18 protein-coding genes are annotated in these 15,837 nt (G+C 43.0%); 9 read left to right on the top strand and 9 right to left on the bottom strand.

Annotated elements, in window-relative coordinates; translation table 11 throughout:
- Window positions 1-21: 21 nt before the first annotated feature.
- Together PE36_RS05350 and PE36_RS05355 are read left to right on the top strand one after the other, a co-directional pair.
- Window positions 22-657 (top strand): response regulator transcription factor, encoded by a 636-nt coding sequence (locus PE36_RS05350; protein ID WP_043993988.1) that lies wholly within the window; start codon window positions 22-24, stop codon window positions 655-657.
- A gap of 449 nt (window positions 658-1,106) precedes the next feature.
- Window positions 1,107-1,358: a hypothetical protein gene (locus PE36_RS05355; RefSeq protein WP_006030941.1), complete on the top strand. Its 252-nt coding sequence runs from the start codon at window positions 1,107-1,109 to the stop codon at window positions 1,356-1,358.
- Between the two features lie 51 nt (window positions 1,359-1,409).
- Here the strand turns inward: PE36_RS05355 and PE36_RS05360 are convergent, their stop codons facing one another.
- A complete protein-coding gene (locus PE36_RS05360; protein WP_006030942.1) occupies window positions 1,410-1,592 on the bottom strand; it encodes a hypothetical protein in 183 nt (60 codons plus the stop codon).
- Between the two features lie 411 nt (window positions 1,593-2,003).
- Between PE36_RS05360 and PE36_RS05365 the strand changes: the two genes are divergently transcribed.
- Window positions 2,004-2,915 carry a hypothetical protein gene (locus PE36_RS05365; RefSeq protein ID WP_006030943.1) on the top strand — a complete coding sequence of 304 codons (912 nt, stop codon included), beginning with the start codon at window positions 2,004-2,006 and terminating at the stop codon, window positions 2,913-2,915.
- Window positions 2,916-3,002: 87 nt separating this feature from the next.
- Here the strand turns inward: PE36_RS05365 and maiA are convergent, their stop codons facing one another.
- From maiA to hppD, 4 genes are all read right to left on the bottom strand, one after another.
- Window positions 3,003-3,662 carry a maleylacetoacetate isomerase gene (maiA, locus tag PE36_RS05370; RefSeq protein ID WP_006030944.1) on the bottom strand — a complete coding sequence of 220 codons (660 nt, stop codon included), beginning with the start codon at window positions 3,660-3,662 and terminating at the stop codon, window positions 3,003-3,005.
- Window positions 3,649-4,641, bottom strand: coding sequence for a fumarylacetoacetate hydrolase family protein (locus PE36_RS05375; RefSeq protein ID WP_006030945.1), 993 nt, complete (start codon window positions 4,639-4,641; stop codon window positions 3,649-3,651). The genes maiA and PE36_RS05375 overlap by 14 nt, the downstream gene beginning before the upstream one ends.
- A 63-nt stretch (window positions 4,642-4,704) precedes the next feature.
- On the bottom strand, window positions 4,705-5,829 hold the full coding sequence (locus PE36_RS05380; RefSeq protein WP_006030946.1) for a homogentisate 1,2-dioxygenase: 1,125 nt from the start codon (window positions 5,827-5,829) through the stop codon (window positions 4,705-4,707).
- A gap of 24 nt (window positions 5,830-5,853) precedes the next feature.
- Entirely contained in the window at window positions 5,854-6,942 is a 1,089-nt protein-coding gene (gene hppD / locus PE36_RS05385; RefSeq protein WP_006030947.1) for a 4-hydroxyphenylpyruvate dioxygenase, read from the bottom strand.
- A gap of 415 nt (window positions 6,943-7,357) precedes the next feature.
- Between hppD and PE36_RS05390 the strand changes: the two genes are divergently transcribed.
- Window positions 7,358-9,235 carry an RNA-binding domain-containing protein gene (locus PE36_RS05390; RefSeq protein ID WP_006030948.1) on the top strand — a complete coding sequence of 626 codons (1,878 nt, stop codon included), beginning with the start codon at window positions 7,358-7,360 and terminating at the stop codon, window positions 9,233-9,235.
- 68 nt (window positions 9,236-9,303) lie between these two features.
- Here the strand turns inward: PE36_RS05390 and PE36_RS05395 are convergent, their stop codons facing one another.
- On the bottom strand, window positions 9,304-10,167 hold the full coding sequence (locus PE36_RS05395) for a YicC/YloC family endoribonuclease (RefSeq protein WP_006030949.1): 864 nt from the start codon (window positions 10,165-10,167) through the stop codon (window positions 9,304-9,306).
- A gap of 121 nt (window positions 10,168-10,288) precedes the next feature.
- On the opposite strand from PE36_RS05395, the gene rph reads away from it, so the two are divergent.
- Together rph and pyrE are read left to right on the top strand one after the other, a co-directional pair.
- Window positions 10,289-11,020 (top strand): ribonuclease PH, encoded by a 732-nt coding sequence (rph, locus tag PE36_RS05400; RefSeq protein WP_006030950.1) that lies wholly within the window; start codon window positions 10,289-10,291, stop codon window positions 11,018-11,020.
- A gap of 143 nt (window positions 11,021-11,163) precedes the next feature.
- The gene (gene pyrE / locus PE36_RS05405) at window positions 11,164-11,805 is read left to right on the top strand and encodes an orotate phosphoribosyltransferase (protein ID WP_006030951.1); all 642 of its coding nucleotides are present in this window, start codon (window positions 11,164-11,166) and stop codon (window positions 11,803-11,805) included.
- Window positions 11,806-11,951: 146 nt separating this feature from the next.
- On the opposite strand, the gene slmA is transcribed toward pyrE, so the two are convergent.
- From slmA to coaBC, 3 genes are all read right to left on the bottom strand, one after another.
- Complete coding sequence (gene slmA / locus PE36_RS05410) at window positions 11,952-12,545, bottom strand: nucleoid occlusion factor SlmA (RefSeq protein WP_006030952.1); 594 nt, start codon at window positions 12,543-12,545, stop codon at window positions 11,952-11,954.
- 28 nt (window positions 12,546-12,573) lie between these two features.
- Window positions 12,574-13,029, bottom strand: coding sequence for a dUTP diphosphatase (dut, locus tag PE36_RS05415; RefSeq protein WP_006030953.1), 456 nt, complete (start codon window positions 13,027-13,029; stop codon window positions 12,574-12,576).
- A 93-nt stretch (window positions 13,030-13,122) separates the two neighbouring features.
- Complete coding sequence (gene coaBC / locus PE36_RS05420; RefSeq protein WP_006030954.1) at window positions 13,123-14,340, bottom strand: bifunctional phosphopantothenoylcysteine decarboxylase/phosphopantothenate--cysteine ligase CoaBC; 1,218 nt, start codon at window positions 14,338-14,340, stop codon at window positions 13,123-13,125.
- 213 nt (window positions 14,341-14,553) lie between these two features.
- Here coaBC and radC point away from each other — a divergent pair, with 213 nt between their 5' ends.
- From radC to rpmG, 3 genes are all read left to right on the top strand, one after another.
- Complete coding sequence (radC, locus tag PE36_RS05425; protein WP_006030955.1) at window positions 14,554-15,228, top strand: DNA repair protein RadC; 675 nt, start codon at window positions 14,554-14,556, stop codon at window positions 15,226-15,228.
- Between the two features lie 151 nt (window positions 15,229-15,379).
- Entirely contained in the window at window positions 15,380-15,616 is a 237-nt protein-coding gene (rpmB, locus tag PE36_RS05430; RefSeq protein WP_006030956.1) for a 50S ribosomal protein L28, read from the top strand.
- Window positions 15,617-15,627: 11 nt separating this feature from the next.
- Window positions 15,628-15,783, top strand: a complete 156-nt coding sequence (gene rpmG / locus PE36_RS05435; RefSeq protein ID WP_006030957.1) for a 50S ribosomal protein L33 — start codon at window positions 15,628-15,630, stop codon at window positions 15,781-15,783.
- Window positions 15,784-15,837 lie beyond the last annotated feature (54 nt).

Consider the following 15,837-nt stretch of genomic DNA (forward strand, 5'->3'; position numbering starts at 1 on the left):
GCATAACTGAGGATGATGAATATGAGTCAAGAATTTGTAACCGGATCGGTTGTTGTCGAACATGATGTTTCAGTCCCTGTTTATGTTGTCGATGATGATGAATCAGTACGTGATTCGTTGGCATTTATGCTCGGTGGTTATGATATCAATGTCACGAATTATGCTGGTGGCCAGGCATTTTTAGATAACGCTGAGATCATGCAGCCGGGTTGTGTGATCTTAGACAGTCGGATGCCGGGATTACGCGGCCAAGAAGTACAAGCTATTTTGACTCAATGCCACAGCCCACTGTCAATTATTTTTCTCACAGGCCATGGTGATGTATCGATGGCGGTGGATGCGTTTAAATCGGGTGCGGTGGATTTCTTGCAAAAACCCGTCGATGGGGAAAAATTAGTACAGGCGATTACCATTGCCGCCGAGAAATCATTAGTGCGTAGCGAGCAGCTCAGCGCATTATTATCTTATCAATCTCTGACAGAGCGTGAGCTCGATATATTATTGTTATTGGTTCAAGGTAAGCGTAACCAACAGATCGCGAATGACTTATGTATTGCGGTGCGGACTGTGGAAGTACATCGATCGAGTTTGATGAAAAAATTTAACGCTAAAACCATTGCTGAATTGGTCTTGCAATATGGTCTTGCGATTAACTAGCTGAATATATTGTTAAAACGACTAACGAAATGCATTGTCAGCATAATACTTTGTTTTATTGTTAAGCGTTTATTTACGGTTGCAGAATACGTGATTTCGCTTAGACTCCCTTATGTGATTTAACATTTATCTCACATCTTTGTTTTGGATTAATTAGTTAACTGGAGGTACACATGAAAAACTTAAATTTTGTTCAACTCGTCTGTGTATCTTTTGATCATACCTGTTCCATGATGGCCGTTCATCACGCCTTTCTGGCCAGTTCCGATCGAAAACCTGGCACCAATAACTAACTAATCCGTACCTCTTAAAGGCTGCGGAAAAATGGCAGCTTGATAGGGTTCTAATCTCATTAATATCTCTAGATAGCCGAATTGTTTCACGCCATTTTTCCCAGTATTTTTTATATACAAAAGTTATATATCCAAACTATATACTGGAGAATTATTATGCGTCATTCACTTTATTTACACCTTGCTGTTTTCTTTGTTCGTGCCGATATCCGTCGTGAAGAACGCGTGTGGGTAGCAAAAGTTCGTCGTGCTACCAGCGAGATCCCATTGGGTAATGCGTATCTGTTAAAAGATATTGGACTTAATGCCGAGGGTCGTCCACTTTGTAGCTCAGAACCCCGCAATGTCACTGCTAAACGTCGAGTGCGTCATCTACGCCGCACTTGCCGATTGAAAATAGCAACGTAATGATAGGGGCTAGGCTGTGTGCAGTTTAGCCCCCGAACTTAATGAGGCTTGTTAGTGTTCAATCGCTGCCGAGCCGTCTTCATTGATATGCAGTATGGCTTTTGATTGCTTGATTAACTGTGCTGCATAAGATGGTGAGACTGAGCGTAAACTACCTTTCCCGGTGCGGAATGAAGGTTCCCAAACTTTATCCTTGTATCGACCTGTTTCCATAAATTCCACTACTACTTTCATAACGTACCTCTATTTTGTTGGTCTTACGGTGCCCTATTACAACGCGAATATCGTCGTTGCTATGGTCACTCAGAGGGTTAGTCGTAAAAAGTGCCTTGTAAGTTCAAATATAATCGTCCTTATTTCAAATGAAACTAAGAGCTGTTTTCTTATTCTTTTATCGCCTTCATTCGGATAATAAGTGCAACGGTGATTATTCTATGTTGATGACGTAAATAATTATGCTTGTCATTACAACTCGCTAACGTGGTTTGACTGACACAGGGGAAATTAGCAACTAAACTATTAGCAACTAGGGTATAAAAAAACAACCTATGCTCGATCACCATTTTAGCGTTCCTGAGACGTGTTAATGTGCGAGGCTTAAATTAATCAGTCTCGCTGTACGGCACATTCGGGAGGAGGATCCGTATGAGAGATAATTCTGCCATCGAAGCATACCGTAAAGACCATGGATTGGAACAACTCACTTACCACACGGTTGAAGAGATTCAATCTGGCCATTTTGACTTAGACAAGGCGCAAGCTTTTCTGGCCTTTCAAACGCGTATCAATAACGAATTACTTAATCACAAGGTGATCACGGCTAATCCCTATACCCAGTGGTTTTGCGATGCGTCACTCAATGATGTGCAGATTAAACAGTTGATCGTGCAATTCTCGGTTTTTTCCAATCAATTTTTAGTCGCACAACTCGAAAAAATGCTTAATGCCGAAACCCTTGAAGAGATGCGCGCCTCGAAAGAAATCTTAGCCAATGAAATCGGTGTTGTGTACAAAAATCCGAAGCGAAACCGTGCTACGCAATTGAGCCAAGAGGAACGTGATTTTGGTGATATAGAAGGCAGTATTGATGGTGGCGCGTTCCATTTTAAAGCCGCGCATTTTGAACTGTTAAGTCAGTTAGCGGATTATTTTGGGATCGGCTTTAATCAAATTGGACGACGCCAGTTTGGTTCTGCCAAGACCTTGTTCTTTTGTGATGAATTAGTGCGGCTCTATGGCTCGGCAAGTTATGCAACGTCAACCGCAGCCTCTTATGCCGTTGAGAACTGGGCAGCTGCAGGGTTCTGGGATGAACTCGTTGCTGGGTTTAATAATTACCGCCAAACGCGTGATTTGAAAGGTTTACCGCTGACCTTTTTTACTTGGCATGCCAAACTCGAAGCCAATCATGCCAACCATACTCAGGAAGAGCTCGAGGCCTATTATTTTAATAATGAGGTTGATGAAGAACACTTTATTGTCAGTGGTAACGAAATGCTCGATGGTGTCTATGCGTTTTGGCAAGGGCTTGATGAAGAAAGAAAACGTATTCATTAACATACGTAGTTTAGTCATTTATATAAGTAGTTTAGTGATGACTCTACGTCGGCCATTTGTCTGCGCCGGATTATTTTCTGCGTCAGCCTATTTGTCTACATCAGGTTGACTTTCTGGCGCCGCGTCGCTAAATGCAGGCAATTGAATACAGTGTTGATAGATACGGTTGATAGCAGGATAGGGTGTCATATCAAGCTTAAACCGCAGCGCGTTATAAACTTGGGGGATCAAATAGGCATCAGCGATGGTCAGTTGGTCGTCGTAACAATAGTGGGTACTACCTTTGCTTGTGAGTTGTGCTTCAATAGCGGCAAAACCGCTGGTCAGCCAATGGTGATACCAGGTCATTTTTTCGGGTCCATCGCAGTCGAAAGACTCTTCGATATAATGTAATACCCGTAAGTTATTCAGTGGATGCATATCGCAGGCAATGATTTGCGTTAATGTGCGCACATAGGCGCGCTGGGTTAAATTGATTGGCAATAAAGCGGGTTGCGGAAAAGCTTCTTCTAGATATTCAATAATAGCGCCTGACTGAGTGATAATTTGTGGTTCACTGCCTGGCGCCGCGATATCAAGGCTTGGCACCAAGCCTTGTGGATTAACATTCAGATATTCTACCGAGTGTTGCTCTCCGCCATTACGCACTAAATGTACCGGCACAATGGTATAACTGATCTGCTTTAAATTTAATACGATCCTAACGCGGTAAGCGGCCGTTGAACGGGAATAGCTATAAAGTTTCATCTTGCATTACCACCCTTTGCTCTATCGCGCCAAAAATGGATCGTCCGGTCTTATCCAGCATTTCAATTTTTACCTTGTCACCCTCTTGGAGAAAGGGTGTGCTGATTTCCCCTGAGGCGATTTTTTCTAACATTCTTTTTTCTGCGATACAGGATGAACCTACTGTGCGATCACAATTAGACACAGTGCCTGAACCGATAATGGTGCCCGCTGTTAAGGTGCGGGTTTTGGCTGCGTGCGCAATTAAGCGCGGGAAATCAAATGTCATATCCGTGCCTGCGTCAGGTTTGCCAAATAAGGTGTCATTGAGATAACTGTATAGCGGTAAATGTAATTTAGCGCCGTCCCAGGCATCGCCGAGTTCATCTGGGGTAACGGCAACGGGAGAGAAGGCGGTGGAGGGTTTACTGTGAAAGAAGCCAAAACCCTTGGCTAATTCATTGGGGATCAAATTACGTAATGATACGTCGTTGACTAAGGTAATTAATAAGATGGCCTGACTGGCCGCGGCGGTGCTTACGCCCAGTTTTACATCACTGGTGATCACGGCTACCTCACCCTCAAAATCCAGCCCCCAATCTGAGTCTAGCAGGGGGATATTGTCTTTAGGACCTAAAAAACTGTCACCACCGCCTTGGTACATTAACGGATCTGACCAAAACGATACTGGCATTTTAGCGCCTCTGGCTTTACGCACTAACTCGACATGATTAACGTAAGCACTGCCATCAGCCCATTGGTATGCTCTGGGCAGTGGCGACTCCAGTTGGCAATGTGAGAACTGAATAATATCGTCTAATGCCCCGTTATTTAATTGCGCATAATGAGCTTGTAACTGGGGTTCGATAGTCGGCCAATTCTCTAACGCCCATTGTAAGTTTTCCGCTATCGATGCAACACACACTGCCGTTTGTAAGTCTTTACTGACGAGATATAAGCAGCCATCTCTAGAACCATTTCGTAATGTTGCTAATTTCATCTCAACCTCTCGCCAATGTGTTCGTTAAGTGTTTTATCTGTTATAAGCGTATTTTTAATAACGTCATTCTTTCCAGCTATCGACATAACCGTGCCATTCCACATCTTGCATCAGGGAGCCAATATCCAGGCCATCGCGAGTATCTATCATCACTGCTACTTCATCTGTTGCTTTGCGCTGAGACTTACAACCTGCGCGATAGGCTTTAGGATGAGGGCCATGAGTAAAACCACAAGGGTGGAAGGTCAACATACCGGGTTCAATATTGTCGCGGCTAAAGAACTCGCCTTGGTGATAAAAGATAACTTCATCAAAGTCATCATTACTGTGGTAAAAGGGCACTTTCAATGCGCCCGGATCGGTTTCTATTGGTCTGGGCACGAAAGTACACACCACAAATCGACTGGTTACAAAAGTGGAATGCGCGGAGGGTGGCAGGTGAAAACGGTGGCTCATTAACGGGCGAATATCTTGCCAGTTGATCCTGACTACCGACACATCGCCATGCCAGCCAACCACATCAAGCGGGTTGAAAGGGTACTCAATAATCGACAGTTCATTAAAACGTTTAAGCACCACTTGCCACGGCTGTTCATCTTGTTGTTGCAGGTAGGCTGCGTCTATTTCTGGGGTATCCAGTACCGCTTGATCAAATATCGCATGCTGGCCGACGATAGTTTTATCAGGTAAACCATAATAATCATTGGTGGCTTCGATCATCAGTAATGTGATGGGTTCGGCAGGTTCTAAGCGCCATAAACAAGAACGTGGAATTAATACGTAATCGCCTTGTTTAACACTCAAATGACCGTAATCACAAAACAATTCGCCGTGGCCTTGATGGATAAATAACAGATCATCCCCGTCAGCATTTCTGACTAAGGTTTGCATGTTTTCGTTACATCGCCAGAAGCGGATCTGACAATAGGCATTATGTAACAGTAATGGCGCATCCCAAGGCGATATTTGCGAGTAGGACAGCTTTAATAGGTTATATGCCCTAGGCCTGTGATTACCTGACCATTCACTCCAGCCTGTCGGTGGATGTTTATGATGCAGGTGTGTTGCGGGTCCATAGAAACCTTCCCGACTGACTTCTCGCTCAAATATACCTTGTTCAGGCAGGTCTGCATGCGCCTGCCGAGAATAGGTGCCTTTGCGTAGTGGAAAGCTGATCCTACGGTTCATATTTTTCCCTCTTGAGCGCTGTGGTTATTTATTTTTTGCCGAAAGCACACCGCGCGCGAGCTGGTCTCTTTCAATGGATTCGAATAAAGCTTGAAAATTACCTTCGCCAAATCCTTCATCGCCTTTACGTTGGATAATTTCGAAGAAGATAGGGCCGATTAAGGTCTTGGTGAAGATTTGCAGTAATAGGACTAATTTGCCAGATTCGATATGACCATCAATGAGAATACGATTTTTTCTTAGTTGCTCAATCGCTTCATGATGACCAGGTAAACGTTCTGTGATCATGTCGTAATAGGTGTCGGGTATATCCAAAAACTCAATACCGCTAGCCCTTAACGTTGAAACAGTCTGATAAATATCATCCGTGCCTAAGGCGATATGTTGGATCCCTTCGCCGTGGTACTCCTGCAAGAATTCTTCAATTTGTGACTTGTTATCGCTGCTTTCATTAATGGGAATGCGCAGATTTCCGCACGGGCTGGTCATGGCGCGGCTGCGCAACCCAGTCATGGTGCCTTTAATATCAAAATAACGGATTTCTCGAAAGTTAAAGATGCGTTCATAAAATTCAGCCCACGGATCCATATGCCCACATTGCACATTGTGAGTGAGGTGGTCGATATAAGTGAGTCCTGCCGATTTAGACTGGTCTTCAGTTTCGCCAGTTAATTGAAATTGTTCCTGATAAAGCCGCTTCCTGACATCATCATCGACCAAATACAGCAGGCTTTCGCCAATACCGTAAATAGCCGGTACACCGAACTCAAGAATTTTACGCTCACACGGTTTGGCTTCACGGTTTAACGCATGTTGATAGGCTTTATTAGCATCGGTGACTTTAAAACCCATGGCACAGGCGGAAGGACCATGTTGCTCAGCAAATTCAGAGGCGAAACCACGACCTTCTGTACTGACTAAAAAGTGGATATCACCTTGTTTGAACCAAGTTAACGGGCGTGTTTTGTGCTGGGCATGAGGATGAAACCCCAACTGTTGGAAAAGCATAGCAAGCTGTTTTGGATCGGGAGACGAGAATTCGACAAATTCGAAGCCTTCGGTCCCCGCAGGATTACTAAACAGCTGTTTAGTATCATCGTACGCGTGGTCCATTTTGACCTCCTTTGCAGACTATCGAGTTGCAAAAAGCCTACAAATTTAAAAGGAACTTAGAAGCTAGTATGGATGATTTATGGTGGTTCTGCTTGAGGGTGGTGCCGAAAAAATCGGATTCAGCTATTTATCAGTCTTTTAGTTATTTATGAGCTGGTATTATTTTTTTCGCTAAAAACAGTTGCTGGTTACGTGTAGATTTCTGTGATTCGAGGTTAGGTGATTATGATGAAATATTAAATGAAAAGCAGTATGATGCATGGTATTCAACTCGATAAATCTAATGGAAACGTATCACTTAATGCCAAATCTTATTTTAAACGAATTATCTGATATCGAGTTATTACAAGAAAGCTGCTAGGTTGAATGCAAGCTTGCTGGTGGCCGAGATGGCTGTGGTGCAGTCCCTGGTGACATGTGGGAAAGCTATAGTGCATTTGCCAATACCCGTGGCGGCGAGATATTACTTGGCATTAAAGAGAAGAAAGGAAAATTTACTCTCGAAGGCATTAAGAACCCTGCGCCTTTAGTTAAAAACATTTGGGATACGGTTAATAACACCAATAAGGTGAGCCATAATTTACTAAATGAAGTCGATGTTTCTGTTATTACGATAGCTGAAAAACAGCTTATTAGAATTTTAGTGCCCCGTGCACCAAGAGAAATTCGTCCAATTTATATTAACGGTAATCCACTCGCGGGCTCTTATGTTAGACGCTATGAAGCCGATCAAAAGTGCTTGCCTGACGCTGTAACTCGTATGATAGCTGAACGCGAAGATGTACGAGATAACCGTATTTTAGAAGGTTATGGCTTAGATGATATCGACGCCGAGTCATTGCGAATATATCGCCAAATGTTTATCGATGCGAAACCACAAGGTCACCCATTTTTAGAACAGGATACAGCGGGCTTTCTACGAAGCATTAAAGCATGGAGAAAAGACCGAAAGACTCAACAAGAAGGTTTAACCTTAGCGGGTTTAGTAATGTTTGGTACTTGGGATGCGATTCAAGACGCCTTGCCTAATTACTTTGTTGATTACCAAGAAAAAGACGACAGCTCACATCGCTGGATTGATAGAGTATTTCCTGATGGTTCTTGGTCGGGTAATATTTTTGATTTCTATCGCAAGACTTTTCGTAAACTGACCGCTGATTTTAAAATAGGTTTTCAGTTGAAAGATGGACAACGCATTGATGATACGCCAGCGCATGAGGCAATTCGTGAAGCCTTGGTTAATATGCTCGCGCACGCTGATTACACCAGTGATAGCTCATTGTTTATAGAGAAACATCCCGACTTTATTGGTTTTCGTAACCCCGGTTTAATGCGCGTTCCGGTTAAAGATGCGATTGCTGGTGGTGATAGCCTTTGTCGTAATCCTGCGATCCATCAAATGTTTCTCAACATTGGTTTAAGTGAAAAAGCAGGCTCGGGCATACCTAAAATTTACAGTAATAGTCGCAGACAGAATTGGCAAATACCTAACCTTTATGAAAAAGACTCGCCAGAACAAACCCTGTTAGAGTTGAGAATGGTTAATTTGGTCTCTGAAGAGATGCACTCTAATTTAATTGAACTCTTTGGAGCTAGTTATAATGCACTTAGCGAGCTAAAACGTTCGATTCTAATCACTGCATCTACCGAGTCTTGGTTTAACCATGAGCGAATTTGCTCGTTAACATCAAAGCACACAAGAGATATCACCTTAGCCCTATCACAACTTGTAAAAGGTGGCTATTTGGCATCTGGTGGTAACCACAAGGGTAAGGTTTACCACCTAAAAGGTGTTGATGTCCCGACACCAGATAATGATGCAGGAAAAGGTATTACATTTGTGTCTTCCCCCGATCTTTCACAATTATCACTGTTTGGTGAAAATGAAGAATTTGATAGCAAAAGCCCGGACCTAAACGTCGAAAGCCCGGACTTTGATAGCAAAAGCCCGGAGCTAAGCTTTGAAAGCCCGGACCTTAATATTGAAAGCCCGGACCTCGACGAAGAAAAACAGCTATGGCAAGAACTACTTGAAATTGCGTCGCCGATTCGAAATGGGTCATATCGAGCCAAACGTAACGATATCGAAAAAGTGATAATTCAACTATGCGAAAAATCTGATCAGAAGTACTTAGGGCTGACTGATATAGCAAAACTATTAGGCCGAAATACGGATACATTAAGAAAAAGTTATCCCAGTCCAATGTTAAAAAATCAGCAATTGACGTTAGCGTATCCAACTAAACCAAATCATCCAAATCAGGGCTATAAGATTAAAAAAGGAAGATCATGATAACAAAAGTGCCACGTAATAACGTGGCATTTCAGTGTGTTGAATTCTATTGGATGCGTATCAAAACATCATTCTATGTTCTGTAACTGCTCACGCATTTGCTCAATTAAAACTTTAAGCTCTACAGCTGACTTAGTAATATCTGTACTAATCGATTTTGAACCTAAGGTATTTGATTCACGATTGAATTCTTGCATCATAAAATCAAGACGACGGCCACAAGCGCCACCTTTTTTAAGAATGCTGTGGGTTTCTGTTACGTGGGCATTTAAGCGATCGATTTCTTCTGCCACATCTAATTTTTGCGCCATTAAAATAAGTTCTTGTTCAACGCGGGTTTCATCAAGTTCGATTTTCGCATCAGCGAATTTCTTTTGAATGCGCTCACGTTGCCATACGATGATCTCTGGCATTTTACTGTGCACAAACGCCGCTTGTTCAGTGATACCGGCTAAACGTTGTTCTAGCATCGCTTGTAGTTTTTCACCTTCTGACGCGCGAGACTCTAAAAATTCAGTCAGGGTTTCGTTGAAAAAGCTTAATAGGTCGGTTGATAACTCGCCCATGTCTTTTTCTTCGGCTTCCATAACGCCAGGCCAGCGTAGAATATCAACCGGGTTTAGTTTGGCTTTACCGGCCTTTTTCGATACCCAGTTTGCGCTTTCAATTAATTTCTCGGCTAATGCTTCATTGAGTTGTAATGCGCCGCTGTTTGCTGAGCTGGCTTCAAAACGCAGGTTACATTCTACTTTGCCGCGTTGTAATTGTTTACGGAAACGCTCACGTAGTACCGCTTCTAAACCACGAAATTGCTCTGGTAATCGGATGTACGTTTCCAGATAACGTTGATTAACCGAACGGATCTCCCATACAGCTGTACCCCAATCGCCTTTAAACTCTTTACGGGCATATGCCGTCATACTATGAATCATGTTAAATCCGTTAATTAAGTAAATTAAGCTAATTATACCTGTAGGTTATTACAACTTGCTATAGCGATAGTTTAGCTTAGCTCATATAATATTGGCCAATCATCATTGAAGAGTCAAAATAATGCGTCCAAGTCAAAGAACATTAGGTCAAGTTCGACCTGTAACAATTACCCGTAACTTCACCGCGAATGCAGAAGGTTCTGTCTTAGTTGAATTCGGTGGTACGAAAGTATTGTGTACTGCGACTGTTGAAAAGGGTGTACCACGTTTCTTAAAAGGCAAAGGCCAAGGTTGGGTGACAGCTGAATACGGCATGTTACCGCGCTCTACGCACAAACGTATGCATCGTGAAGCTGCACGTGGCCAACAAACTGGACGTACGATGGAAATTCAACGCCTGATCGCGCGTTCATTACGTGCTTGTATCGATCTTGAGTCATTAGGTGAACACACAATTATCATCGATTGTGATGTTATTCAAGCTGACGGTGGCACGCGTACGGCTGCTATTACAGGCGCTTGTGTGGCATTGGCGGACGCGATTGAATTTCTGATCCGTAAAGGTAAATTAACTGTCAGCCCAATCAAATTTATGATCGCAGCTGTGTCTGTGGGTATCTATAAAGGTGAAGCGGTTTGCGATTTAGATTACGCAGAAGATTCAGACGCTGAAACAGACATGAACGTAGTGATGACTGAAACCGGTAAATTCATCGAAATTCAAGGTACTGCGGAAGGCGTGCCGTTTAGCCACGAAGAAATGTTAGACATGCTGGCGTTAGCGAAAGATGGTATCGAGATGATCATTATCGAACAAAAGAAAGCACTCGGTGATAGTTTAATTAAAGCGTAAAGCTTGTTAGAATGGCGGCGCTTATCGTTAGCCGCTCACGCTAACAATATTAATTGCCTAATAATATGCCCCATATTATTAGGCTTTTTAGGTGAAGTGGCTTTTAGCCTCTAACATCTAATTAATCATAATAGGGGAAAACGATGAAAGATTACCAACGCGAATTTATTGAGTTTGCTTTAGAAAAAGAAGTGCTTAAGTTTGGTGAGTTCACTCTAAAGTCTGGTCGTACTAGCCCTTATTTCTTCAATGCTGGTTTGTTTAACACGGGTCGTGATTTATCCCGTCTTGGTCGTTTCTATGCCGCTGCTTTAGTTGATTCTGGTATCGAATACGATGTGGTATTTGGTCCTGCCTACAAAGGTATCCCAATTGCGACGACAACTGTTGTGGCGCTGAACGATCATCATGATATTGATGCACCTTATTGCTTTAACCGTAAAGAGAAAAAAGACCACGGTGAAGGTGGTACATTAGTCGGCGCTGCGCTTGAAGGTCGTATTATGCTGGTTGATGACGTGATCACTGCGGGTACAGCAATCCGTGAATCAATGGACATCATCCAAGCCCATAACGCGGAACTTTCGGGTGTGTTAATTGCGCTAGACCGCCAAGAAAAAGGCAAAGGCGAGTTATCTGCAATCCAAGAAATCGAACGTGATTATGGCTGTAAAGTATTATCAATTGTGACATTAGGTGATCTTGTTTCTTTCTTAGCGGATAAGCCAGAAATGCAACAGCATCTTGAGACTGTAAAAACATACCGTGAAAACTACGGTATCTAATCAGCATCTTTAACCGCAAGGTTAGACGTTGTTCGTTAGACATGAGCAGTTATGAATATAGCTGTTATAAAAAATAAAAGGCTACCTCGGTAGCCTTTGTTGTTTTTACACTTTGCAATTGGTATTACACATTAACGTTGTAACGATTAACTTTGTAATAGCTGCTTGTGTAAGAAGTCCCACTGCTGATCAAAGTCTGTGGTTGGTTTTAACGCAAAGCGGGTTCGTACATATTGATTAATACGCCCTTCGGCATACGCCAGTAATAAGTTTGCCAACATACTTTCATCTAAATTAAAGCCAGTGCCGTCACGCATTTTCTTTTCACGTAGCACTTGTTTTAAATGGGTTTCAATCTTGGCGTACAGTATGCTGATCTGCTGGCTAAGACGCTCGTGTTCACCTTGCAGTGCATCGCCAGTCATAATACGGGTGATGCCGGGGTTACGCTCGGTAAAGACCAACAGCAGATGCAGGATGTGATGACAACGAGTAATGGTATCTTTCTCTTCATTTAATATTTGATTAATACCGGCTAATATTGAATCTTCGATAAAGGTAATTAAACCTTCAAACATACGCGCTTTACTTGGGAAGTGGCGATAGAGGGCTGCCTCTGATACGCCGACTTCTTTCGCGAGTTTTGCGGTCGTGATACGCTGACCTGGATGGGTTTCCAGCATATGTGCTAACGCTTGTAAAATCTGTTCTCGACGATTCTTTTTAGTGCTTGTTGACATCTTTTTCATCCTAGAATGGTGTTAACCGTTATTGCTTACCCGAATGGCCAAAGCCACCTTCGCCGCGTTCACTACTATCAAACTCTTCAACTATGATGAGTTCTGCTTGGATCACTGGCACTATCATCATCTGAGCAATACGATCGCCCGGTTGAATAATGAAGCTATCTTGACCGCGATTCCAACATGAGATCATTAACTCACCTTGATAATCGGAATCAATTAAACCCACTAAGTTACCCAATACAATACCGTGTTTATGGCCTAAGCCTGAACGCGGTAAAATGGTTGCTGCCATGCTTGGGTCGGCAATATGAATGGCAATACCCGTTGGGATCAAATGTGTTTCGCCTGGGTTAACCGTTAATGGTTGTGCAAGGCAAGCACGCAGATCTAAACCCGCCGAACCCGGTGTTGCATAACTTGGTAATGGAAATTCGGTACCCACGCGTGGATTTAATATTTTAACTTCTATTTTTTTCATTGTTTGCTTCACTGAATATATCAATTGATGGCTCGACAGTGCCTTGCGTTAGCGCAACACACTGTAAACTTCTGAGTATAATTTTAATTATGGCTAGGTATTCGCATTGAACTGCGTGGCAATTAACTGTAATAACTGTGCTGCCACATCTTGTTTGCTCGCTAATGCAATTTGCGTCATACCTTGGGGCCAGAATACGGTTAATGCGTTGTTTTCGGCATTAAATCCTTGGCCGGATTGTGACACGTCATTTGCGGCGATCATAGCAAGATTTTTACGTTGCATTTTGTCGCGTGCATAATGTTCAACATCTTGTGTTTCTGCAGCAAAACCGACAGTAAAAGGAGAATTTTCGAGCGCTGCCACACTGGCAACGATATCGGGATTTTTGATCATGCGCACGATCATTTCGTCGCTATTGGTTTTTTTGATTTTTTGTTCGGCAATTGTTTCTGGGCGGTAATCTGCTACCGCTGCACACGCAATGAAAATGTCTTGCTGACGAATATCAGACATAACGGCATCGTGCATATCCAGCGCACTGATCACTTTAACCAGATTACATTCGGCAGGTGCGGCTAGTGCCACTGGACCGCTTACGACGGTCACATTGGCGCCGAGTGAACGCGCGGCTTGGGCAAGGGCATAACCCATCTTACCGGAGCTATGATTACTGATATAACGCACCGGATCAATCGCCTCGCGAGTTGGCCCTGCGGTGATCATGACATTTTTACCCGCTAATAATTGCGGTTGTGCTTGTTGGATAAAGTAATCAACAACCGCGGTCACGAGCTCATCTGGATTAACCATTCTACCGGGTCCCACATCACCACAAGCTTGCACGCCTGCGGCTGGGCCCCAAAGCGTTACTTGGCGCTGTTTGAGTGTGGCTAAGTTCGCTTGGGTTGCTGGCGCTTGATACATCACTTGATTCATCGCTGGTGCAATGGCAATCGGTGCTGGCGTCGCTAAGCATAATGTTGAGAGTAAATCATCGGCAATACCGGCGGTCAACTTGGCGATAAAATTAGCGGTTGCGGGCGCGATCAACACTAAGTCTGCCCATTTAGCTAATTCAATGTGGCCCATACCTGCTTCAGCTGCTGGGTCGAGTAAACTATGTGAAACGGGGAATCCAGAGACTGCTTGCAGGGTAAGTGGCGTAATAAACTCTTGCGCCGATTGGGTCATTACGACGCGGACTTGTGCGCCGCGTTCCGTTAATCGACGGGTTAATTCCGCACATTTATAAGCGGCTATGCCACCTGTAATACCGAGCAAAATGCGTTTGTTGGCAATAGCAGTCATTGTGTATTCCACGTTAAAATCTGAAAGGATATTCTAATAACGTAATAACAATACCATAATTAAATTCGCAGATGCTAAGGTTTGTTATTAATTTTATATGCATCATTATCAAATTCATAAGTTTGAACTATTTCACTGTTTTATCATTAACCGCCTCTTTTATTCACCTAATTACTAAGCTAACTGGATGTTATGTTAAATGGTGGGGAACAGATGAAATTAAAAGCATTACCTAGGGATGAAATGCCACGCGAAAAATTGGTTAAATTAGGCGCAACTTCATTATCGGATGCAGAATTGTTGGCGATATTCTTACGCACTGGCATCAAAGGCACCAATGTCGTTGCGCTGGCGAGTAATATATTAGCGGATTTTGGTACCTTGCGAGCGTTACTGGCGGCGAGTGAACATGAGTTCTGCCAAACTAAGGGGCTGGGGGTGGCTAAATATGTGCAATTACAAGCCGTAGTGGAAATGTCACGCCGCTTTTTAGCCGAAAAATTGGAACGGAGTAACGTGTTAACCAGCCCACAAGAAAGTCGAGATTACATCCGCGCTAAATTACGCGATCAGCCTCATGAAGTATTCGCGGTATTATTTTTAGACAATAAGCACCGAGTTATTCGCTTTGAGGAGTTGTTTTATGGCACAATAGACAGTGCTAGTGTTTATCCGAGAGTGGTGGTTAAAAAAGCGTTAGAAAGAAACGCTTCGGCAGTCATTTTTGCCCATAATCATCCCTCTGGCATTGCTGAACCCAGCCATGCCGATCGTATGATCACAGATAAACTTATCTCAGCCTTACAATTAATTGATGTTAAAGTACTCGATCATTTTGTTATAGGCGACAGTGAGATAGCAAGCTTTGCAGAGCGAGGATGGGTGTGAAATTACGATTTTCACTTATCGTTGAAATATAAAAAGCTTGCTCTATGTTTCTATTTACTGTATAAAATGCGGCCTTTAGCACGCGTCTTGGGCGACGGCCAACAAGACGCTGTATATTTGCTCGAGCAAGAAAATATTTGGAGAAGACGACATGTCTAAAGTATGCCAAGTCACTGGTAAAAAACCAGCTGTTGGTAATAACGTTTCTCACGCAAAAAACCGCACACGTCGCCGTTTTTTGCCAAACCTACATACACACCGTTTTTGGGTTGAGAGCGAAAACCGCTTTGTAAAATTACGCCTTACTTGTAAAGGTATGCGTATTATTGATAAAAAGGGTATCGATTCAGTTCTTGCTGAAATGCGTGCCCGTGGTGAGAAGGTTTAAGGAACTCTATTATGCGCGATAAAATTCGTTTGAATTCATCTGCTGGTACTGGTCACTTCTATACCACTACTAAGAACAAAAAAAACATGCCTGAGAAAATGGAGATCAAGAAATTTGATCCTGTAGTTCGCAAGCACGTTATGTACAAAGAAGGTAAAATCAAGTAATCCTTGGTTTTATGTACAGATATTTAAAACTCAGCTTTTGCTGGGTTTTTTTTT

Origin of the sequence: Moritella sp. PE36, assembly GCF_000170855.1 — a bacterium.
GTDB lineage: Bacteria > Pseudomonadota > Gammaproteobacteria > Enterobacterales > Moritellaceae > Moritella.

Bases quoted from the DNA above. Each gene is read 5' to 3' on its own strand.
- maiA (WP_006030944.1), bottom strand. From the start codon at position 3,662: ATGAAACTTTATAGCTATTCCCGTTCAACGGCCGCTTACCGCGTTAGG.
- PE36_RS05375 (WP_006030945.1), bottom strand. From the start codon at position 4,641: ATGAAATTAGCAACATTACGAAATGGTTCTAGAGATGGCTGCTTATAT.
- rph (WP_006030950.1), top strand. From the start codon at position 10,289: ATGCGTCCAAGTCAAAGAACATTAGGTCAAGTTCGACCTGTAACAATT.
- PE36_RS05350 (WP_043993988.1), top strand. From the start codon at position 22: ATGAGTCAAGAATTTGTAACCGGATCGGTTGTTGTCGAACATGATGTT.
- slmA (WP_006030952.1), bottom strand. From the start codon at position 12,545: ATGTCAACAAGCACTAAAAAGAATCGTCGAGAACAGATTTTACAAGCG.
- PE36_RS05395 (WP_006030949.1), bottom strand. From the start codon at position 10,167: ATGATTCATAGTATGACGGCATATGCCCGTAAAGAGTTTAAAGGCGAT.
- PE36_RS05355 (WP_006030941.1), top strand. From the start codon at position 1,107: ATGCGTCATTCACTTTATTTACACCTTGCTGTTTTCTTTGTTCGTGCC.
- pyrE (WP_006030951.1), top strand. From the start codon at position 11,164: ATGAAAGATTACCAACGCGAATTTATTGAGTTTGCTTTAGAAAAAGAA.
- radC (WP_006030955.1), top strand. From the start codon at position 14,554: ATGAAATTAAAAGCATTACCTAGGGATGAAATGCCACGCGAAAAATTG.
- rpmB (WP_006030956.1), top strand. From the start codon at position 15,380: ATGTCTAAAGTATGCCAAGTCACTGGTAAAAAACCAGCTGTTGGTAAT.
- PE36_RS05380 (WP_006030946.1), bottom strand. From the start codon at position 5,829: ATGAACCGTAGGATCAGCTTTCCACTACGCAAAGGCACCTATTCTCGG.
- PE36_RS05360 (WP_006030942.1), bottom strand. From the start codon at position 1,592: ATGAAAGTAGTAGTGGAATTTATGGAAACAGGTCGATACAAGGATAAA.
- coaBC (WP_006030954.1), bottom strand. From the start codon at position 14,340: ATGACTGCTATTGCCAACAAACGCATTTTGCTCGGTATTACAGGTGGC.
- PE36_RS05365 (WP_006030943.1), top strand. From the start codon at position 2,004: ATGAGAGATAATTCTGCCATCGAAGCATACCGTAAAGACCATGGATTG.
- PE36_RS05390 (WP_006030948.1), top strand. From the start codon at position 7,358: ATGTGGGAAAGCTATAGTGCATTTGCCAATACCCGTGGCGGCGAGATA.
- rpmG (WP_006030957.1), top strand. From the start codon at position 15,628: ATGCGCGATAAAATTCGTTTGAATTCATCTGCTGGTACTGGTCACTTC.
- dut (WP_006030953.1), bottom strand. From the start codon at position 13,029: ATGAAAAAAATAGAAGTTAAAATATTAAATCCACGCGTGGGTACCGAA.
- hppD (WP_006030947.1), bottom strand. From the start codon at position 6,942: ATGGACCACGCGTACGATGATACTAAACAGCTGTTTAGTAATCCTGCG.